This is a genomic window from Erwinia amylovora (genome assembly GCF_017161565.1).
Classification (GTDB): Bacteria; Pseudomonadota; Gammaproteobacteria; order Enterobacterales; family Enterobacteriaceae; genus Erwinia; species Erwinia amylovora.
Genome location: NZ_CP066796.1, coordinates 1748282 through 1763776 on the forward strand (window position 1 = coordinate 1748282; position 15495 = coordinate 1763776).

A 15495-nucleotide genomic window follows, 5' to 3' on the forward strand; every position below is an offset into this window, starting at 1 on the left:
TCAGCCCGAAGGGCGAGGCATGCCTCGCCCTTCTTGCACGTTAAGCCAAACATGTTCAGAACCGGATCCAAGTGAGGGAGTGATGGCAACTCTGCCAGATAAAGACAAGCTGGTGCGCAATTTTAAGCGCTGCGCCAACCAGGAAGAGAAGTATTTGTACATCATTGAGCTGGGAGCCATGCTGCCGGCCAGCGACGAATCGCTGCATCAGTCGGAAAATATTATTCCGGGCTGTCAAAGCCAGGTGTGGATTGTCGTTGATACCGATCCAAATGGCCGTGTAAGGCTGCAGGGGGACAGTGATGCCGCACTGGTAAAAGGGCTGATTGCCATTGTCTTTGCCCTCTATCAATCAATGACGCCAGCGGAAATCGTTGATTTCGACGTGCGCCCGTGGTTCGCTGACCTTTCACTGACCCGGCAACTGACGCCATCGCGTTCGCAGGGGCTGGAAGCGATGATCCGCGCCATTCGCCAGAAAGCACAGGTTTTAAGCCACAGCTAAGCGGCTGACTTTCCGGTAAACGCCCATCCAGGCGCGTGGCTGGGCGTTTAGCCATTAACCCGGCCTGAGCAGTTGTATCACCCCGATGGTTGACTGATTGCCTGCCAGGGCTTGCCAACGGCTCTCAGTGGCTGTAAAGCGGCATTCTGTCTGCAGATGCCAGCCTGAGCCGGGAGATGTTTCTGGCGTGTTTACATGGGTTTTAAAAAGTAAGTGGCTGTTAACAGGAAGAGGTTGGTTCCAGGCAAAAAAAATGGCGCACATTGTGCGCCATTTTTAAAACCAGAACTCTTACTTACGGTAAGAGTGAGCCTGGTTGTCCAGACGCTGGTTAGCGCGTGCTGCGTCATCTTTAGCAGCCTGAACGTCAGAACGGATTGCAGTCACGTCGTTGCTCAGCTGGTCAACTTTTGCGTTCAGAGTCTGTACGTCGGTAGACAGCTGGTCGATTTTGGCGTTGCTTGAGCAACCAGCCAGCAGAGTTGAACCCAGGATTACCGCGCCCAGTACCAGTTTAGTACGATTCATTATTAATACCCTCTAGATTAAGTTAATCTCCATGTAGCGTTACAAGTATTACACAAAGTTTTTTCTAAAGAGAATAAATTTTTGCTGGTGGATGGTTAAAATTGCTCGTTCGCTCAAAGAAACATCTCATTTCCTGAATTTTACGAAAACTGATGGTAAAACAGACGATTTTAAACGCCACGCTGTGAATTTTGCTGGGGATTTGAGGCGCGCTAAATCCTCTGAGGCCAGCGAAAGCGGCTTGTGTGACAGCAAAAAAAAAGCGCCACCGGGGCGCTTGTGATCGTTAAGAATTAATTCTTAATCAGAGGACGTGCACCGAAGCCGTATTTGTGGTGCCGCTCGGTACCAAAGCACCGGAAACCATGACGACCACTTCACCTTTGTGAGCGTATCCGCTCGCTTCAGCGGCAGCTTTGCCAAGGCGGTAGAAATCATCTGTAGAGGCGATTTTATCTACGACCGAAGTGATAATCCCCTTGCTCAGCAGCAGCTGACGAGAGGTTTGCTCGTTGGTTGTCAACGCAAGAATGGTGGCGTTGGGGAAGTACTTGCGAATCGACTTCGCTGACTTGCCGCCTTCGGTAGCCACGACAATCAGCGGAGCTTCCAGCTTCTCGGCCGTTTCAACGGCACCACGGCACACCGCTTCAGTGATGCGCATTTTGCGGTTGTCATGCTGTGAATCAATGCGGCTTTTCATTACGCGATCGGTACGTTCGCAAATGGTCGCCATGATGTTGACGGACTCAAGCGGATATTTGCCTTTAGCGCTCTCACCCGACAACATCACTGCGTCCGTACCATCGAGAATAGCGTTTGCAACGTCGCCTGCTTCCGCGCGGGTAGGGCGCGGGTTTTTGATCATTGAATCAAGCATCTGGGTGGCAGTGATGACCACTTTACGTGCATGGTTGCACTTTTTGATCATCATCTTCTGTGCAAAGATCACTTCTTCCACCGGGATCTCTACGCCCAGATCCCCGCGCGCTACCATGATGCCGTCTGAAGCATCCAGAATTTCATCGAAGTTGTTAAGACCTTCCTGATTTTCGATTTTAGAGATGATCTGGATATGTTCACCGCCATGCGCTTTCAGGTGTTCACGGATCTCAATAACGTCAGAACGCTTGCGGATAAATGAAGCAGCAACGAAATCGACTCCCTGCTCACAGCCGAAAATAAGGTCAAGCTTATCTTTTTCGGCCAAAGCAGGAAGCTGGATAGAGACGCCGGGTAAGTTAACGCCTTTATTCTCACCCAGATCGCCGTTGTTCAGGACCTTACAAACAACGGTGCTTTCCGTCACCGCGGTCACTTCCATGCCTATCAGACCATCGTCAACCAGCACGGTGTTACCGACTTGCAAATCTGCAGTGAAGCCAGGATAGGTCACGGCAACGGTATCTGCATTACCGATGACGCTCTGATCGGTGGTGAAGGTAAAGGTTTGTCCTGCTTTAAGCGAAGCATCCTGACCCCCTTCCAGTTTCATGGTGCGAATTTCCGGACCTTTGGTGTCCAGAAGGATCGCTGCCTGATGACCACTTTTGTTCATAACATTACGCAGATTGGAAATACGCTTTCCATGTTCCTGGTAATCCCCGTGGGAAAAGTTTAAACGCATAACGTTCATGCCGGCATCGAGCAGGTTGGTCAGCATCTCTTCAGATTCGGTCTTTGGACCAATAGTACAAACGATCTTAGTCTTTTTCATGACGATTTATCTACTAAGTTGTGATGGATGAGAAAGCGGTATTCCGTCGGTGCCACCAACGGGAGAAAATTTGCGCCACCAGAGCGGCTGTACAGGTAAGGATAGGTGACAGAATTAAAGTGTGCAGGGCAACTTGAGACGCGGTTTCATCGTTGTTGTGGCAACATATTGCGCAACAGGGATCTGTTTTTGACTGAGGGGAAACCATACGCTGAAACCATTCAAATAATGCAACGTAGCGCATTATAGTCGCTAAGTGCTAGAAAACCAATTAAAAAGCGTTTAATCCAGTACAGGAATGACAGACCGGGCTCAGTTTGCGCAACGGATTGATCGGTAATGAAAGTTGTGATGGCAGCAGGGGAAACAGGGAAGTGCAACAGGGATGCAAGCACAAAATCGACAGGAACAACGATAAAATCATTGGTGCGTCCGAGTGGACTCGAACCACCGACCCCCACCATGTCAAGGTGGTGCTCTAACCAACTGAGCTACGGACGCATAAACGGTTTTATCGTTCACTTGACAGCATTGCCAGCTGCCGTGTGAAACTGGTGCGTCCGAGTGGACTCGAACCACCGACCCCCACCATGTCAAGGTGGTGCTCTAACCAACTGAGCTACGGACGCACATGGCTGTCATGGTGACAGCGGGGACGAATATTAACGGTAGCCCGCACGGCTGGCAAGTAGAAAACTTCTTTTCCGCACTGATTGCTGCGCAACTGAGCGAAGCGCAGCACTTTTCACCACCTTGCAGCGAAATTAACCACCGGGTCAACGTGCTGCGCGCGCCAGGACCGTCGCATTCGGTTGGCGTTGCAGGCGCCGCATACGCCAAATCATCATAATGGCGGATGAGGTAAGACCAATAATGAAGCCGATCCAGAATCCAGCAGGCCCCATAGCCGGCAGCAGCAGGTTTGTCATCCCCAGCAGATAACCTATCGGCAAGCCGAGGATCCAGTAGGCAATAAAAGTGATAAAGAAGATCGCGCGGGTATCTTTATAGCCCCGTAGCACGCCGCTGCCTATCACCTGTACAGAGTCAGATAACTGGTAAACTGCTGCCAGTAACATGAGCTGAGCTGCCATGGTGATAACTTCCGGATCGTCAGCGTACAATTGAGCAATCCGCTCACGGAAGGCGATGGTAAACAGCGCGGTGATACAGGCCATACAGATGCCTATGCCCTGAGCCGTCCATGCAGCCACTTTTGCCTGCTCTGCCGACCCCTGTCCCAGACGGTGGCCGACGCGAATAGTGGTTGCCACGCCCAGCGATAGCGGCACTACAAACATCAGTGAGCTGAAGTTCAGTGCAATCTGATGCCCGGCCACATTGACAATTCCCAATGGTGATACCAACAACGCCACCACGGCAAACAGCGTCACTTCAAAAAAGAGTGCCAGTGCGACAGGCAGACCAAGGCCGGTCAGACGACCTATTGCCTTCCAGTCGGGTGCGCTGAAACGCTGCGGCAGCTGGATATCACGCATAGATTTTGCCCGGTTAGTCCAGGCTCTTATGACGATAAACATCACCCAATATACCGAAGCGGTGGCCACTCCACAGCCAACGCCACCCAGAGCAGGCATACCCAAATGGCCATGGATAAAGACATAATTGAGAGGAATATTGACCAGCAGACCGAGAAAACCCACGACCATTGCCGGTTTGGTTTTTGACAGCCCTTCACACCGATCGCGCGCCACCTGGAAGAACAGGTAGCCCGGCGCGCCCCAAAGCAGGGCATGAAGATAACCGATGGCCTTTTGCGATAACAGCGGGTCAACATTGTGCAGGCTACCGATCAGATAGCCGGCGTTATACAATACGATCATAACCAGCACGGAAACCATACCCGCCAGCCAGTAGGCCTGGCGTACCTGATGGGCAATCAGATCGCGGCGGCCGGAGCCATTAAGCTGTGCCACAACCGGCGTTAAGGCCAGTAGTAAACCATGGCCAAAAAGAATAGCAGGCAACCAGATTGAGGTCCCCACTGCAACGGCGGCCATATCCGTGGCGCTGACGGCACCGGCCATTACTGTATCAACAAAGCTCATTGATGTCTGCGCAACCTGCGCAAGGATCACCGGGATAGCCAGGGCTAATAACTGACGCGCCTCTGAGAGGTACTTCTGCACACATACACCTTAATTGTTTACCCTTTATAGAAAATATTCGGGTTCTGAGAGAATGAGGAGACCATTGATGAAAACGGCTTTTCTATGCCGGTTCGCAGGGGGTGACTATTCTAATGCTCACAGGTTAAATAGCCAATCAACAGATAGAAGAATGGCACGTAGTGTCACGCAATGTGGTTGCGCATTATTTGGCTTTGACACGTTGCCAGGGCAAACTAAGCGGCAGGAAACAGTTATATTGAGGCAAAATCATGTTTACAGGTATTGTGCAGGGCACCGCTGAGGTGCTGGCGATAGAAGAAAAACCCAATTTTCGTACTCACATAGTTAAAATGCCGCCGGAGCTACTGCATGATTTGCAGCTGGGTGCATCGGTTTCACATAATGGCTGCTGCCTGACGGTGACCGGCGTTGAAGGCGACCGGGTGAGCTTTGATCTGATAAAGGAGACGCTCCGCATCACCAATCTCGGCTCCCTGAACGTCGGGGACAGGGTAAACGTAGAGCGTGCCGCCAGGTTCAGTGATGAAATCGGCGGTCATCTGATGTCCGGTCATATTATGACAACCGCCGAAATTACCCGGATACTCACTGCGGAAAACAATCGCGAGATCTGGTTTAAGCCGCAGGATGCCAGCCAGATGAAATACATTATGCACAAGGGATATATTGGCATCGATGGTATCAGCCTGACCGTGGGTGAGGTGACACGCACTAAATTCTGTGTGCACCTGATCCCGGAAACGCTTGCGCGTACTACCCTCGGTAGCAAACGTCTTGGCCAGCGTGTGAACATCGAAATCGATCCGCAGACGCAGGCGATAGTGGCAACCGTTGAGCGGGTACTGGCACGCCGTGAAGCAGATCTGTTAGCGGCGACCGTGGCAGACAAGCAGGGCGATGCTTCACGGGAGTAGCTGATAACAGGGCGGCTGAACGCTGCCCGTCCATCTTCATCCTTTTAACGCGCTACGCGGATCCCACCCTCTGTGCCGCGAGTGAAGACCACTTGCCATAGTTGAATGTCCCTGGCACGAAACGCGCCAGCGCAGGCATTCAGATAGTAAGAGAACATGCGTTTGAAACGCTCGCCATATTTGTCTGACAGCTGCGGCCAGGTTGTCAAAAAACGCTGGTGCCAGCTCATCAGCGTGAGATCATAATCAGCCCCCATGTTATGCCAGTCTTCCATGACAAAATGCGGTTCGCTGGCTTCAGCAATATGACGCACCGAAGGCAGGCAGCCGTTGGGGAAAATGTATTTATTGATCCACGGGTCGACGTGATCATTTGTATTACTGGCACCAATCGTGTGCAGCAGGAAGACGCCATCAGGTTTCAGATTACGATCGACCACGTCAAAATAGGTGGCGTAGTTTTTCGGTCCGACGTGTTCAAACATACCCACGGAAACGATGCGGTCAAATTGCTGATTGAGGTCACGATAATCCTGAAGCAGGATATCCACGCTCATTCCTTCGCAGCGCTGCCGGGCCAATTTTTGCTGCTCGGCAGAAATCGTGACCCCCACCACGCTAACGCCATAATGACGGGCAGCGTATTCAGCCAGGCCTCCCCAGCCACAGCCAATGTCCAATAGCGTCATACCCTGCTTAAGTTGTAGCTTTGCACAAATCAGCTCCAGCTTCGCCTCCTGGGCCTGCTCAAGCGTTTCAGCTCGTTTCCAGTAACCACAGGAATACTGCATGTAAGGATCCAGCATTGCGGTGAAGAGGTCGTTACCCAAGTCATAATGTTCTTTACCCACCATCCAGGCACGTTTGCGGGACTGTAAATTGGTTAAACGTGAAGCGGCGATACGCAATGTATCTTTAAAATGACGGGGAAGCTGTTGGTCAAGGTGCGCGTTGAGCACGCGCTGAAAAAAAATATCCAGGCGTTCGCACTCCCACCAGCCATCCATATAGCTTTCGCCCAGCCCTAACGAACCCTCCTGCAGCACTCTCTTAAAGAAGTTGGGGTTATTCACCTGAATGTCTGAGGAGCGGGATCCGTTAACTTCAATATTGGCCTTACTTAATATTTCCTGGGCGATTCGGTACCACAGATTATTCCCCAGGCTTTCATCTTCAATACACGATGAACTCATAGCTTCTCCATCATCCTGTGCGATTGATACCTGAGAAAAAGAATAGTCAATTTTCGCAGATCTGTTAGGAGCCATAAGGCAAATATCACGGCCTGTAACCCATGCAGAAGAGAATCAGTCGAACTTCAGAAGCCAGCCATGAGGCCGTGCGCTGCGGCCATCGGGAAGATTCAAGGGGGCATAATCTAGTGGATTTCTGTTAGCCTGCTAAATTTGGCCGGTTGATTTCAGCGGTGATTTTCCGCTCACAGCATGAGATGACGCTCCGCCATGCGCTGCACAACATAACCCAATGCTGCGATTAAAATGGTGGTCAGCATCACCAGCACGGTGGTATCCAGAACCGTATCAATCAATGATGATACGACCATGCTGGCGAGAAAGCACAGGCCAAGCTGCAACATATTTTGCAAGGCGGCCGCTTTACCGCTGGCATGAGGGAAGGGCAGCAGGGCGCTGGACACAACGATAGGGTAGATTGCTCCATTCGCCATCGCCATGCCGCAGAACGGCAGCAAAAGAGCCCAGAGCGCAGGCTGGGAATATTGCACAATTAGCCAGAGTGCAACAATGCTCAGACTGTAGAACATCAGCAGCGAGGGGAGGATTTTGCGTCCGTTAAATCGATTTAAAAGCGCACGACAGCTAAAGCCACCGATCAAAAAAGCGACCGTTTGCGGCACGTAACTCAGGCCAATATCGGCAGGTGAAAGACCCAGATTACCTAAAATAAACGGTGAACCGGTAAGCCACGCAAAGAAGCTGGCAGAGCAGGCTGCATAGATAGCGACGTTGCCGCTGTATACGGGTGATTTAAGCAGGGAAACGAAGCCGGGAGCGGCGATGTCAGGCGCGCTTTTATCATGCCTTGGTTGTGATGGCAGTCGCAAGGTTGGCACCATCAGCAGCAAAGTAATTAGTAACAGCGTGACGAAGATGGACTGCCATGGAAAATGAGCTAACAGCCAGGCTCCGACCAGTGGCGCCATGGCCGGTGAGAGCGCGACCAGCGGCATAATAGTGGCAAATACACGGTTGGCTCGTGCAGCGCTGTAGCGGTCAACCACCAGAGCTTGCCAGCTGACGGCCGCAGCACAGACGCCGACAGCCTGCACAAATCGCCATGCCAGCAGCGAAGCTGCTGAATTAACCCAAAGCATGGCGGCACAGCCGACAGCAAACAGACTCAGGCCCATCAACAGTACCGGCTTGCGCCCGATGCGGTCTGAAAGAGGTCCCCATACCAGTTGCGCGCAGGCAAATCCGGCAAGGAAAATACTCAGGCTGGCGCTGACAGCGCCAGCCTGAGTATTCAGATCTTGCTGCATCACACCAAATGCAGGCAGGTACATATCGGTAGCAAGGAAACCCAGCATGCTTAGCAGCGCCAGGTAAATCATAAAAACTGCAGAATACATGTTAATTAACTCTTATCAGCCCGTTTTAAGCTTGCGCAGTGTAATCGCGTGCAGGACAGTCTGTGAAACGCTAATATTCGTTGATTGGAATGAATTTTTTTGAAGGCAAATATGTGGTCAGAACATTCACTGGAAGTTATTGATGCCGTGGCCCGGACCGGAAGCTTCACCGCCGCTGCCGCAGAGCTGCACCGCGTCCCTTCTGCAATAAGCTATACGGTGCGTCAGCTTGAGGAATGGCTGGCCGTAAATCTGTTTGAAAGGCGGCATCGTGATGTGGTGCTGACCGACGCCGGACGGGTATTCAGCGAGGAAGGCAGGATTGTCATCAAAAAAATGCTAGCCACGCGCCGCCGCTGTCAACAGGTGGCAAACGGCTGGCGCGGGCAGCTCAATATCGCCGTCGATCGCATTGTACGCCCGTCGCGAACGCGGCAGCTGGTGGTGGATTTTTACCGCCACTTTCCTGACATGGAGCTGCATATCATGCCAGAAGTGTTTAACGGCGTTTGGGACGCGCTGGCAGACGGGCGGGTGGATGTGGCGATAGGTGCCACGCAGGCGATCCCGGTTGGCGGGCGTTTCGCTTTCCGTGATATGGGGAGCCTTAACTGGCGCTGCGTGGTTAATGCACAACACCCGTTAGTCAGTCGGCCCGGGCCACTGACTGAAGAGTGGATACGCGAGTGGCCTTCGTTGGTGCTGGAAGATACTTCACGCGCGTTACCCAAGCGCACGACATGGACGCTGGATAATCAGCGGCGGCTGGTCGTACCTGACTGGGAAAGCGCTTTTGATTGCTTGCGCGCGGGTTTATGCGTTGGCATGGTGCCGGGCCATTTCGCCCAGCCGTTGCTGCAGCGGAATGAACTGCGTGAGCTGGCGCTTAGCTCGCATTTTCCTGACAGCCCGTGCTGTCTGAGCTGGTCGGAACAAAGCGCCTCACCGGCGCTGAGCTGGCTGCTGGAATATCTTGGCAGCACGGAAACCCTGAGGGCCGAATGGCTTAGCGAGCAGCAGGACCCGGCACCGCTGCGTGATTAACGGCGGTAGTCCCGGTAAGGTCCATCCGCCACCGAACGTCGTTCGATCAGAGAAGGATAGACCTCAATGGTCTGCGACTCTTCACGTTTGCTGGTAATGCGATCAATTAACATATCAAATGCGGTTTCACCGAGGCGCTCTTTCGGTTGATGTACCGTGGTCAACGCCGGAGTAAAGTAACGGGCATTGCGCACGTTATCATAACCAATCACCGAGATGTCTTGCGGTACGCGCAGTCCCATTTCATCTGCTGCACAGATTGCGCCCATCGCCATAATGTCACCCCCGCAGAATACGGCAGTCGGACGCTGTTTCTGCGACAGGATCTGTTGCATGGCGAGATAACCGGATTCAGGTTCAAAATCACCCTGTACCAGCCACTCATCGCGCAGTGTGATCCCGGCCTCGCTCAGAGCTTTCACAAAGCCCGCATGGCGCCCGCCCCCGGTGTTGCGCTCCAACTGACCCGGGATGGCACCAATATCGCGGTGCCCGCGTTCAATCAGATAACGCCCCGCCAGATAGCCGCCATCAAAAGCGTTATCCAGTACCGTGTCGGTGAAGTCACCGCGCGACTTGCCCCAATCCATGACTACCATCGGGATATTGCGGTTATCTTCTAACATCGCAATCAGCGCGTCCGGGTATTCAGAGCACATCACCAGCAGCCCGTCGACACGTTTTTGCGCCATCATCGACAGGTAAGCCTGCTGCTTTTGTATGTTGTTATGAGCATTGCCCAGGATCAGGGTATAGCCTTGAGCAAAGCAGCGGCGCTCCACCGCCTCGATGATTTCAGCAAAATAAGGTGCTTCGCTTGAGGTTGCCAGCAGGCCAATGGTTTTGGTGTGGTTTACCTTCAGGCTACGAGCTACGGCGCTTGGAGAATAATGCAACTCTTTGATAGCTACCCAAACCGCTTCTCGCGTTTCTTCGGCGACAAAGCGTGTTTTGTTTATGACGTGCGACACGGTGGTGGTGGAAACACCCGCGCGCTTTGCCACATCCTTAATCGTTGCCATGAAAATCGTACTCCTGGTGTTATCAGTAACCTGCTGATAACTGGTTTGTTAATCGTTTGCCTTTACGCAAGCTTTTCCCGATTGGCCAGAATTATTGGGGGCTGTCTCAAAAGGTCGGGAAGGGGTCTTGCTTGTCCGTAAAAGGACGTGCAGTGCTGGCTTAGCCAGATTTTGGCGCCGTTGCGCAACGCAAAGCAGGAATTCTAACAAGGCTTAGCAAAGAAAACGAGATTTTTACCGTTAACGATAACAATAAATCCAGGCTGTTAAGGCAAAGTGCGGCAGGGACGAGAGTAAATAACTCACCGAAATTTAGGACTATTAGCCACGGCGGGTCAAACCATCAGGAGCCAGCAAAGAATTTTGTCTGACGGCGCGGCAGTTAATACCTTCAGCTAACCGTTAACGAACCGTCTTCGGAGTCATCACGCGGCGAGCGCCTACGTAATGTTCTTGCCAGAAATCATCACCCAACGCGCTAACCTGAATGTCTTTACCCGTTCGAGGTGACTGAATGAATTTACCGCCGCCGAGATAGACACCTACATGATCGGCACTACCTCTGCCGTTAATACGGAAGAATACCAGATCGCCTTTCTCAAGCCGGTCACGCCTGATCGGCGCGGCATCACGCAGGTGATACATCTCATTAGCGGTGCGAGGAATTTTGAATTTCACCAGATCTTTATAGGCATACCAGACAAGGCCACTACAGTCGAACCCGGTTTTAGGCGAGCTGCCACCCCACAGGTAAGGTTTGCCCAACTGACCCATCAGTTTACTCACTGCGGTTTCACGCGCTCTCTGATAACGAATGCGATGGGCATTACTGAGCTTCAGTGGGGCCGTCAGAACCGCCTTGCGATCTGCACGCTGGCTGCCATAACGTTTTTTTACGGTCTTTTTGATGCCGGACTGGTGGCTTAACGGCTTTTGCGCCGCGTTTATTTTTTTCGTTGGACGCTTAACAACGGTGGCCTTCTTTTTTAACTTTTGTTTTTGCAGCGGGCTAAGCTGTGCCAGTTCTGCGGGTTGTTTGGTTTTTTTTACCGGGGGTTCTTTATGTTTTTTGGTCGGGGAAGCTTTTACCGGACGTCGTTTGCGTCGTTCATCTTCACGTGCGATGCTCCGGTCAGCCTTGTGCCGATCGGCATTAACAGGCGCCTGTGGCGATGCGTGCGCCATATTGAAAAATAGTTGAGCAATGGCCAGCATGAAAAGCGTAATGAATGAACGCATCGTTTCCATTAACAATCTGTGCATTGCGGCAGGCAGCAACGCGAAGGTAAATAGTGAATTCTGCGCGCAGGCAGAAGGATATTTGGATTCTAAACTAACTCGAGACCAAAGGGTAAGGTCTTTTTTGTTACAATAATACAATCGGGATGTATAGATTAACAAATATAATCAGTTCATTAATTCAGTGCTTTACCTCAACTGTGTTTCAACGGATGCAGCAAAGCTCATGAGAAAATGTTATTTTGTTATCATCTTCTGACCGCAAAGCGGGTTAAAACCCAGATGTACTGAAATTGTCGTTTTAACGTCAGGTCAGAATAGCTACAATATTGGCTGGCTACAGCTATACACGAAGTATCGTATTGAGGAAGGCATTTATGAGTACTGTAGAAAAAATTCAGCGCCAGATCGCAGAAAACCCAATCCTGTTATATATGAAAGGCTCGCCGAAGCTGCCGAGCTGCGGTTTTTCTGCCCAGGCCGTACAGGCGCTTTCTGCCTGTGGCGAGCGTTTTGCGTATGTGGACATTCTGCAAAACCCGGACATTCGTGCTGAAATGCCAAAATTTGCTAACTGGCCAACGTTCCCGCAGCTGTGGGTTGACGGCGAGCTGGTCGGCGGTTGCGATATCATCATTGAAATGTATCAGCGTGGTGAACTGCAGCAGTTGATCAAAGAAACCGCCCAGAAATACCCAACTGACGCCGCAGAATGATGGCCGTGGCTGGCGTCTGAACTGCCGTTTTGCCACTGCAAGCCAGTCGGTGATAGTTGCTGACTGGCAAATCACTTCGGCGTTCTGTCATGCTACCGGCTCGATCGCTAATCCGGAGCAATCGGCCCCCTGATGGCCTGATATACACAGCGTCAACAATTTCAGCTCAACGCGCGGGAATGGCTTTGACCATGCGATTAGCTGTTGCTAAAGGCCCGTTAAATCTGGGTTACCGTCCCTGAACCGACCCACGTTAAATCCCCAGGGCTATTCGCACCCTGATGCGTTGCCGGTGCTGCTTTCTGCGGCAGCGGGCAATGGCCATCCGCCAAGACGCTTCCAGCGGTTAACCAATTCACAGAACAGATCCGCCGTTTGCAGTGTATCGTACAAGGCCGAATGTGCCTGAGCGCTGTCGAATGACATTCCTGCTGCGTTACAGGCTTTTGCCAACACGGTCTGCCCCAGTACCAGCCCGCTAAGTGCAGCGGTATCAAAGGTTACGAAGGGATGGAAAGGGTTGCGTTTCAGACTGGCACGTTCTGCGGCAGCATTCATAAAGTTGAGATCGAACGTGGCATTATGTGCCACCATAACCGCCCGGTTACAGCCGCTGTCCTTAATGCCTTTACGCACTAATTTGAAAATAGCGTGAAGCGCTTCGTATTCACTGACCGCTGCGCGCAGAGGATTAGCAGGATCAATGCCATTGAATGCCAGTGCTTCAGCAAGCAGAACCGAACCGGGAAAAGGCTCGACGTTGAAGTGAAGCGTTTCATCTTTTTCCAGCCAGCCGTCACTATCCATTTTCAACGTTACTGCCGCAATCTCCAGCAGGGCATTCGTTTTGGCATCAAAACCCGCGGTTTCGACATCAATCACCACTGGATAAAAACCGCGAAAACGGCTGTTCAGGGTATTCAGTTCATTTGATTCAGACATCGGCATCTCGTTGGCGAAAAAAGACAGCGCGCATTATGGCAAATTTTGCAGGGGGATGCAGCAGGGAGGGGAGCGGGGCGCCTGAAAAGCACCCCAAAAAAGCTTAGTTGCCTATACCATGACCCGCGTGTTTATTCTCAATCAGTTCAATCTTGTAGCCGTCCGGATCTTCCACGAACGCGATGATGGTGGTACCGCCTTTTACCGGGCCGGCTTCACGGGTAACATTGCCGCCATCTTTACGGATGCGATGACAGGTTGCTGCCACATCGTCCACACCCAGGGCAATATGACCGTATGCATCACCAGGATTATATTTATCCACGCCCCAGTTATAGGTCAATTCGATAACCGCGCCTTCGCTCTCATCGCTGTAGCCGACAAAAGCGAGGGTGTATTTGTATTCGGCATTTTCACTGGTGCGTAACAGGCGCATGCCCAGCACTTTGGTGTAAAAATCGACGGAACGTTGCAGATTGCCAACGCGCAGCATGGTGTGAAGTAAACGCATAACATCCTCTTTTATCTGCGTCATCTGTCAGATGACCTAACCAAGTGTAGCGATAATACGATAAGGTGCGAACCTCAGCCGTGCTCACCGAGTTTTGGATAATCGGTATAACCTGCGGCATCGCCGCCGTAGAAGGTTTCTGGCTGTGGTTGGTTAAGACTTGCGCCCTTTTTCAGACGCTCAACCAGGTCGGGATTGGCAATAAAACTGCGCCCGAAAGCAACGGCATCAATCAGCCCCTGTTCAATTAGCGTTTCGGCTTTCTCCGCGTTATAGCCGCCGGCAGCAACGATTACGCCGGGATAAGCCGCGCGGATAGCCTGGCGGAATTCGCGGGAATAAGGTTTGCCCCCAGCCCAGTCAGGTTCGGAAATATGCAGGTAGGCAAGGTTACGCTTTGCCAGTTCACCAATAAAATATAAGGCGGCTTTTTCCTGGTCTTCACCATTATCAAGGCCATTAAATGGACCAAGCGGAGAGATACGAATGCCGATACGGTCGGCACGCCAACCGGCTATTGCCGCGTCAGCGACTTCCAGAGCAAAACGGGTACGATTCTCAATCGTTCCGCCGTACTTGTCATCACGCTGATTAGAGGCCGGAGAAAGAAACTGATGGATGAGATAGCCATGTGCCGCATGCAGTTCAACCAAGTCAAATTCAGCTTCACGCGCATTGATCACCGCCTGACGAAAATCATCAACAATCCCGGCCACTTCTTTAGTGCTTAACGGACGTGGCGTTGAAGTCGCTTCTCGTACCGCATGACCACTGGCATCGCGCAGGGTGGTTCGTGTTTCGGCATTAATCGCTGAAGCAGACACCGGAGCAGCACCGCCAGGTTGCAGACTGGCATGAGAGATCCTTCCGGTATGCCACAGCTGAACGGCACTATGGCCCCCGTCCTGATGAATACCTTCATTGATGTGTTTCCAGGCCGCAATTTGTTCTGATGAGTGCAGCCCGGGCGCACCCGCATAGCCCTTCGCCTGATAGGTGATCTGCGTAGCCTCAGTGATAATCAGCCCGGCGCTTGAGCGCTGGCGATAATATTCCCCCATTAACGGAGTGGGAATGTCGCCCGGCTCAATGCTGCGCAGACGCGTTAAAGGGGCCATAAAGATACGATTCGGCACGGTAATACCACCCAGCTTGAGTGGGGTGAAAAGGGTGTTCAGTGGCATAGTTGACTCCTGGAAGACCGGTAGACTGGTAAGTATATTTTTGAGCACCGCGCAGGGTGTGCTCCATCACCTGACGCGCATTCAGCAATGGGGCCTTTTCACGGCAAATTTTGCTTTGCGGACTGGCAACCAGCCAAAATATATAAATGGTCCGCGCGCAGGATGGACAGTTGACCTGACCAGAAAGCGTACCCTGCTGCTGTGCCTTATTCAGCGTGGCAGCCAGCGAGCCGATCATCGTTAACGCACCCGCTTCCAACGCGCCACGCACGGCTTCTGAGAATTCGCAGACTTTGGCAGAAAGCTTCACATAAAGGCATCCGGCAAAGCTGCTTACCTTACAGCTTAGTAGCAAGTGATCATAATAATCCAGCACGCCCTGGCGGTAACTCCATGGGCGATCGTTGAA

15 protein-coding genes and 2 tRNA genes are annotated in these 15495 nt (G+C 52.0%); 4 read left to right on the top strand and 13 right to left on the bottom strand.

Annotation, left to right across the window (positions count from 1 at the left end):
* Positions 1 to 19: 19 nt before the first annotated feature.
* A complete protein-coding gene (gene sufE / locus JGC47_RS08150) occupies positions 20 to 505 on the top strand; it encodes a cysteine desulfuration protein SufE (protein ID WP_004157410.1) in 486 nt (161 codons plus the stop codon).
* 291 nt (positions 506 to 796) lie between these two features.
* Here sufE and JGC47_RS08155 read toward each other — a convergent pair whose 3' ends face one another.
* From JGC47_RS08155 to JGC47_RS08175, 5 genes are all read right to left on the bottom strand, one after another.
* Positions 797 to 1033: a major outer membrane lipoprotein gene (locus JGC47_RS08155; protein WP_004157411.1), complete on the bottom strand. Its 237-nt coding sequence runs from the start codon at positions 1031 to 1033 to the stop codon at positions 797 to 799.
* Positions 1034 to 1337: 304 nt separating this feature from the next.
* Positions 1338 to 2750 (bottom strand): pyruvate kinase PykF, encoded by a 1413-nt coding sequence (pykF, locus tag JGC47_RS08160; RefSeq protein WP_004157413.1) that lies wholly within the window; start codon positions 2748 to 2750, stop codon positions 1338 to 1340.
* A gap of 424 nt (positions 2751 to 3174) precedes the next feature.
* Positions 3175 to 3251 (bottom strand) — tRNA-Val (locus JGC47_RS08165).
* Between the two features lie 51 nt (positions 3252 to 3302).
* Positions 3303 to 3379: transfer RNA gene (locus JGC47_RS08170), tRNA-Val, on the bottom strand.
* Between the two features lie 147 nt (positions 3380 to 3526).
* The gene (locus tag JGC47_RS08175) at positions 3527 to 4900 is read right to left on the bottom strand and encodes an MATE family efflux transporter (RefSeq protein WP_004157415.1); all 1374 of its coding nucleotides are present in this window, start codon (positions 4898 to 4900) and stop codon (positions 3527 to 3529) included.
* A 251-nt stretch (positions 4901 to 5151) separates the two neighbouring features.
* Here JGC47_RS08175 and JGC47_RS08180 point away from each other — a divergent pair, with 251 nt between their 5' ends.
* On the top strand, positions 5152 to 5817 hold the full coding sequence (locus JGC47_RS08180) for a riboflavin synthase (RefSeq protein WP_004157416.1): 666 nt from the start codon (positions 5152 to 5154) through the stop codon (positions 5815 to 5817).
* A 44-nt stretch (positions 5818 to 5861) separates the two neighbouring features.
* Here the strand turns inward: JGC47_RS08180 and cfa are convergent, their stop codons facing one another.
* Both cfa and punC read right to left on the bottom strand, forming a co-directional pair.
* Positions 5862 to 7010 carry a cyclopropane fatty acyl phospholipid synthase gene (gene cfa / locus JGC47_RS08185; RefSeq protein ID WP_004157417.1) on the bottom strand — a complete coding sequence of 383 codons (1149 nt, stop codon included), beginning with the start codon at positions 7008 to 7010 and terminating at the stop codon, positions 5862 to 5864.
* Between the two features lie 245 nt (positions 7011 to 7255).
* Positions 7256 to 8428, bottom strand: a complete 1173-nt coding sequence (punC, locus tag JGC47_RS08190; protein ID WP_004157420.1) for a purine nucleoside transporter PunC — start codon at positions 8426 to 8428, stop codon at positions 7256 to 7258.
* A gap of 111 nt (positions 8429 to 8539) precedes the next feature.
* Between punC and punR the strand changes: the two genes are divergently transcribed.
* Positions 8540 to 9472, top strand: coding sequence for a DNA-binding transcriptional activator PunR (gene punR / locus JGC47_RS08195; protein WP_004157422.1), 933 nt, complete (start codon positions 8540 to 8542; stop codon positions 9470 to 9472).
* Here punR and purR read toward each other — a convergent pair.
* Both purR and JGC47_RS08205 read right to left on the bottom strand, forming a co-directional pair.
* Positions 9469 to 10494: an HTH-type transcriptional repressor PurR gene (gene purR / locus JGC47_RS08200; RefSeq protein ID WP_004157424.1), complete on the bottom strand. Its 1026-nt coding sequence runs from the start codon at positions 10492 to 10494 to the stop codon at positions 9469 to 9471. The two genes, punR and purR, sit on opposite strands and share 4 nt — an antisense overlap.
* 402 nt (positions 10495 to 10896) lie before the next feature.
* Positions 10897 to 11733 (bottom strand): C40 family peptidase, encoded by an 837-nt coding sequence (locus JGC47_RS08205; RefSeq protein ID WP_195858885.1) that lies wholly within the window; start codon positions 11731 to 11733, stop codon positions 10897 to 10899.
* A 377-nt stretch (positions 11734 to 12110) separates the two neighbouring features.
* On the opposite strand from JGC47_RS08205, the gene JGC47_RS08210 reads away from it, so the two are divergent.
* Positions 12111 to 12449 (top strand): Grx4 family monothiol glutaredoxin, encoded by a 339-nt coding sequence (locus JGC47_RS08210; RefSeq protein ID WP_004157429.1) that lies wholly within the window; start codon positions 12111 to 12113, stop codon positions 12447 to 12449.
* A gap of 267 nt (positions 12450 to 12716) precedes the next feature.
* Here the strand turns inward: JGC47_RS08210 and rnt are convergent, their stop codons facing one another.
* The 4 genes from rnt to JGC47_RS08230 all read right to left on the bottom strand — a co-directional run bounded on the left by rnt (position 12717) and on the right by JGC47_RS08230 (position 15396).
* Positions 12717 to 13397 carry a ribonuclease T gene (gene rnt / locus JGC47_RS08215; RefSeq protein ID WP_004157430.1) on the bottom strand — a complete coding sequence of 227 codons (681 nt, stop codon included), beginning with the start codon at positions 13395 to 13397 and terminating at the stop codon, positions 12717 to 12719.
* A 97-nt stretch (positions 13398 to 13494) separates the two neighbouring features.
* Positions 13495 to 13902, bottom strand: a complete 408-nt coding sequence (gene gloA / locus JGC47_RS08220) for a lactoylglutathione lyase (protein ID WP_004157431.1) — start codon at positions 13900 to 13902, stop codon at positions 13495 to 13497.
* A gap of 74 nt (positions 13903 to 13976) precedes the next feature.
* Positions 13977 to 15086, bottom strand: coding sequence for an alkene reductase (gene nemA / locus JGC47_RS08225; RefSeq protein ID WP_004157432.1), 1110 nt, complete (start codon positions 15084 to 15086; stop codon positions 13977 to 13979).
* The gene (locus tag JGC47_RS08230) at positions 14989 to 15396 is read right to left on the bottom strand and encodes a TetR family transcriptional regulator C-terminal domain-containing protein (protein ID WP_229510607.1); all 408 of its coding nucleotides are present in this window, start codon (positions 15394 to 15396) and stop codon (positions 14989 to 14991) included. The genes nemA and JGC47_RS08230 overlap by 98 nt, the downstream gene beginning before the upstream one ends.
* Positions 15397 to 15495: the final 99 nt, after the last annotated feature.

Bases quoted from the DNA above. Each gene is read 5' to 3' on its own strand.
- rnt (WP_004157430.1), bottom strand. From the start codon at position 13,397: ATGCCGATGTCTGAATCAAATGAACTGAATACCCTGAACAGCCGTTTT.
- JGC47_RS08205 (WP_195858885.1), bottom strand. From the start codon at position 11,733: ATGCGTTCATTCATTACGCTTTTCATGCTGGCCATTGCTCAACTATTT.
- JGC47_RS08210 (WP_004157429.1), top strand. From the start codon at position 12,111: ATGAGTACTGTAGAAAAAATTCAGCGCCAGATCGCAGAAAACCCAATC.
- sufE (WP_004157410.1), top strand. From the start codon at position 20: ATGCCTCGCCCTTCTTGCACGTTAAGCCAAACATGTTCAGAACCGGAT.
- punC (WP_004157420.1), bottom strand. From the start codon at position 8,428: ATGTATTCTGCAGTTTTTATGATTTACCTGGCGCTGCTAAGCATGCTG.
- gloA (WP_004157431.1), bottom strand. From the start codon at position 13,902: ATGCGTTTACTTCACACCATGCTGCGCGTTGGCAATCTGCAACGTTCC.
- nemA (WP_004157432.1), bottom strand. From the start codon at position 15,086: ATGCCACTGAACACCCTTTTCACCCCACTCAAGCTGGGTGGTATTACC.
- JGC47_RS08155 (WP_004157411.1), bottom strand. From the start codon at position 1,033: ATGAATCGTACTAAACTGGTACTGGGCGCGGTAATCCTGGGTTCAACT.
- punR (WP_004157422.1), top strand. From the start codon at position 8,540: ATGTGGTCAGAACATTCACTGGAAGTTATTGATGCCGTGGCCCGGACC.
- cfa (WP_004157417.1), bottom strand. From the start codon at position 7,010: ATGAGTTCATCGTGTATTGAAGATGAAAGCCTGGGGAATAATCTGTGG.
- purR (WP_004157424.1), bottom strand. From the start codon at position 10,494: ATGGCAACGATTAAGGATGTGGCAAAGCGCGCGGGTGTTTCCACCACC.
- pykF (WP_004157413.1), bottom strand. From the start codon at position 2,750: ATGAAAAAGACTAAGATCGTTTGTACTATTGGTCCAAAGACCGAATCT.
- JGC47_RS08180 (WP_004157416.1), top strand. From the start codon at position 5,152: ATGTTTACAGGTATTGTGCAGGGCACCGCTGAGGTGCTGGCGATAGAA.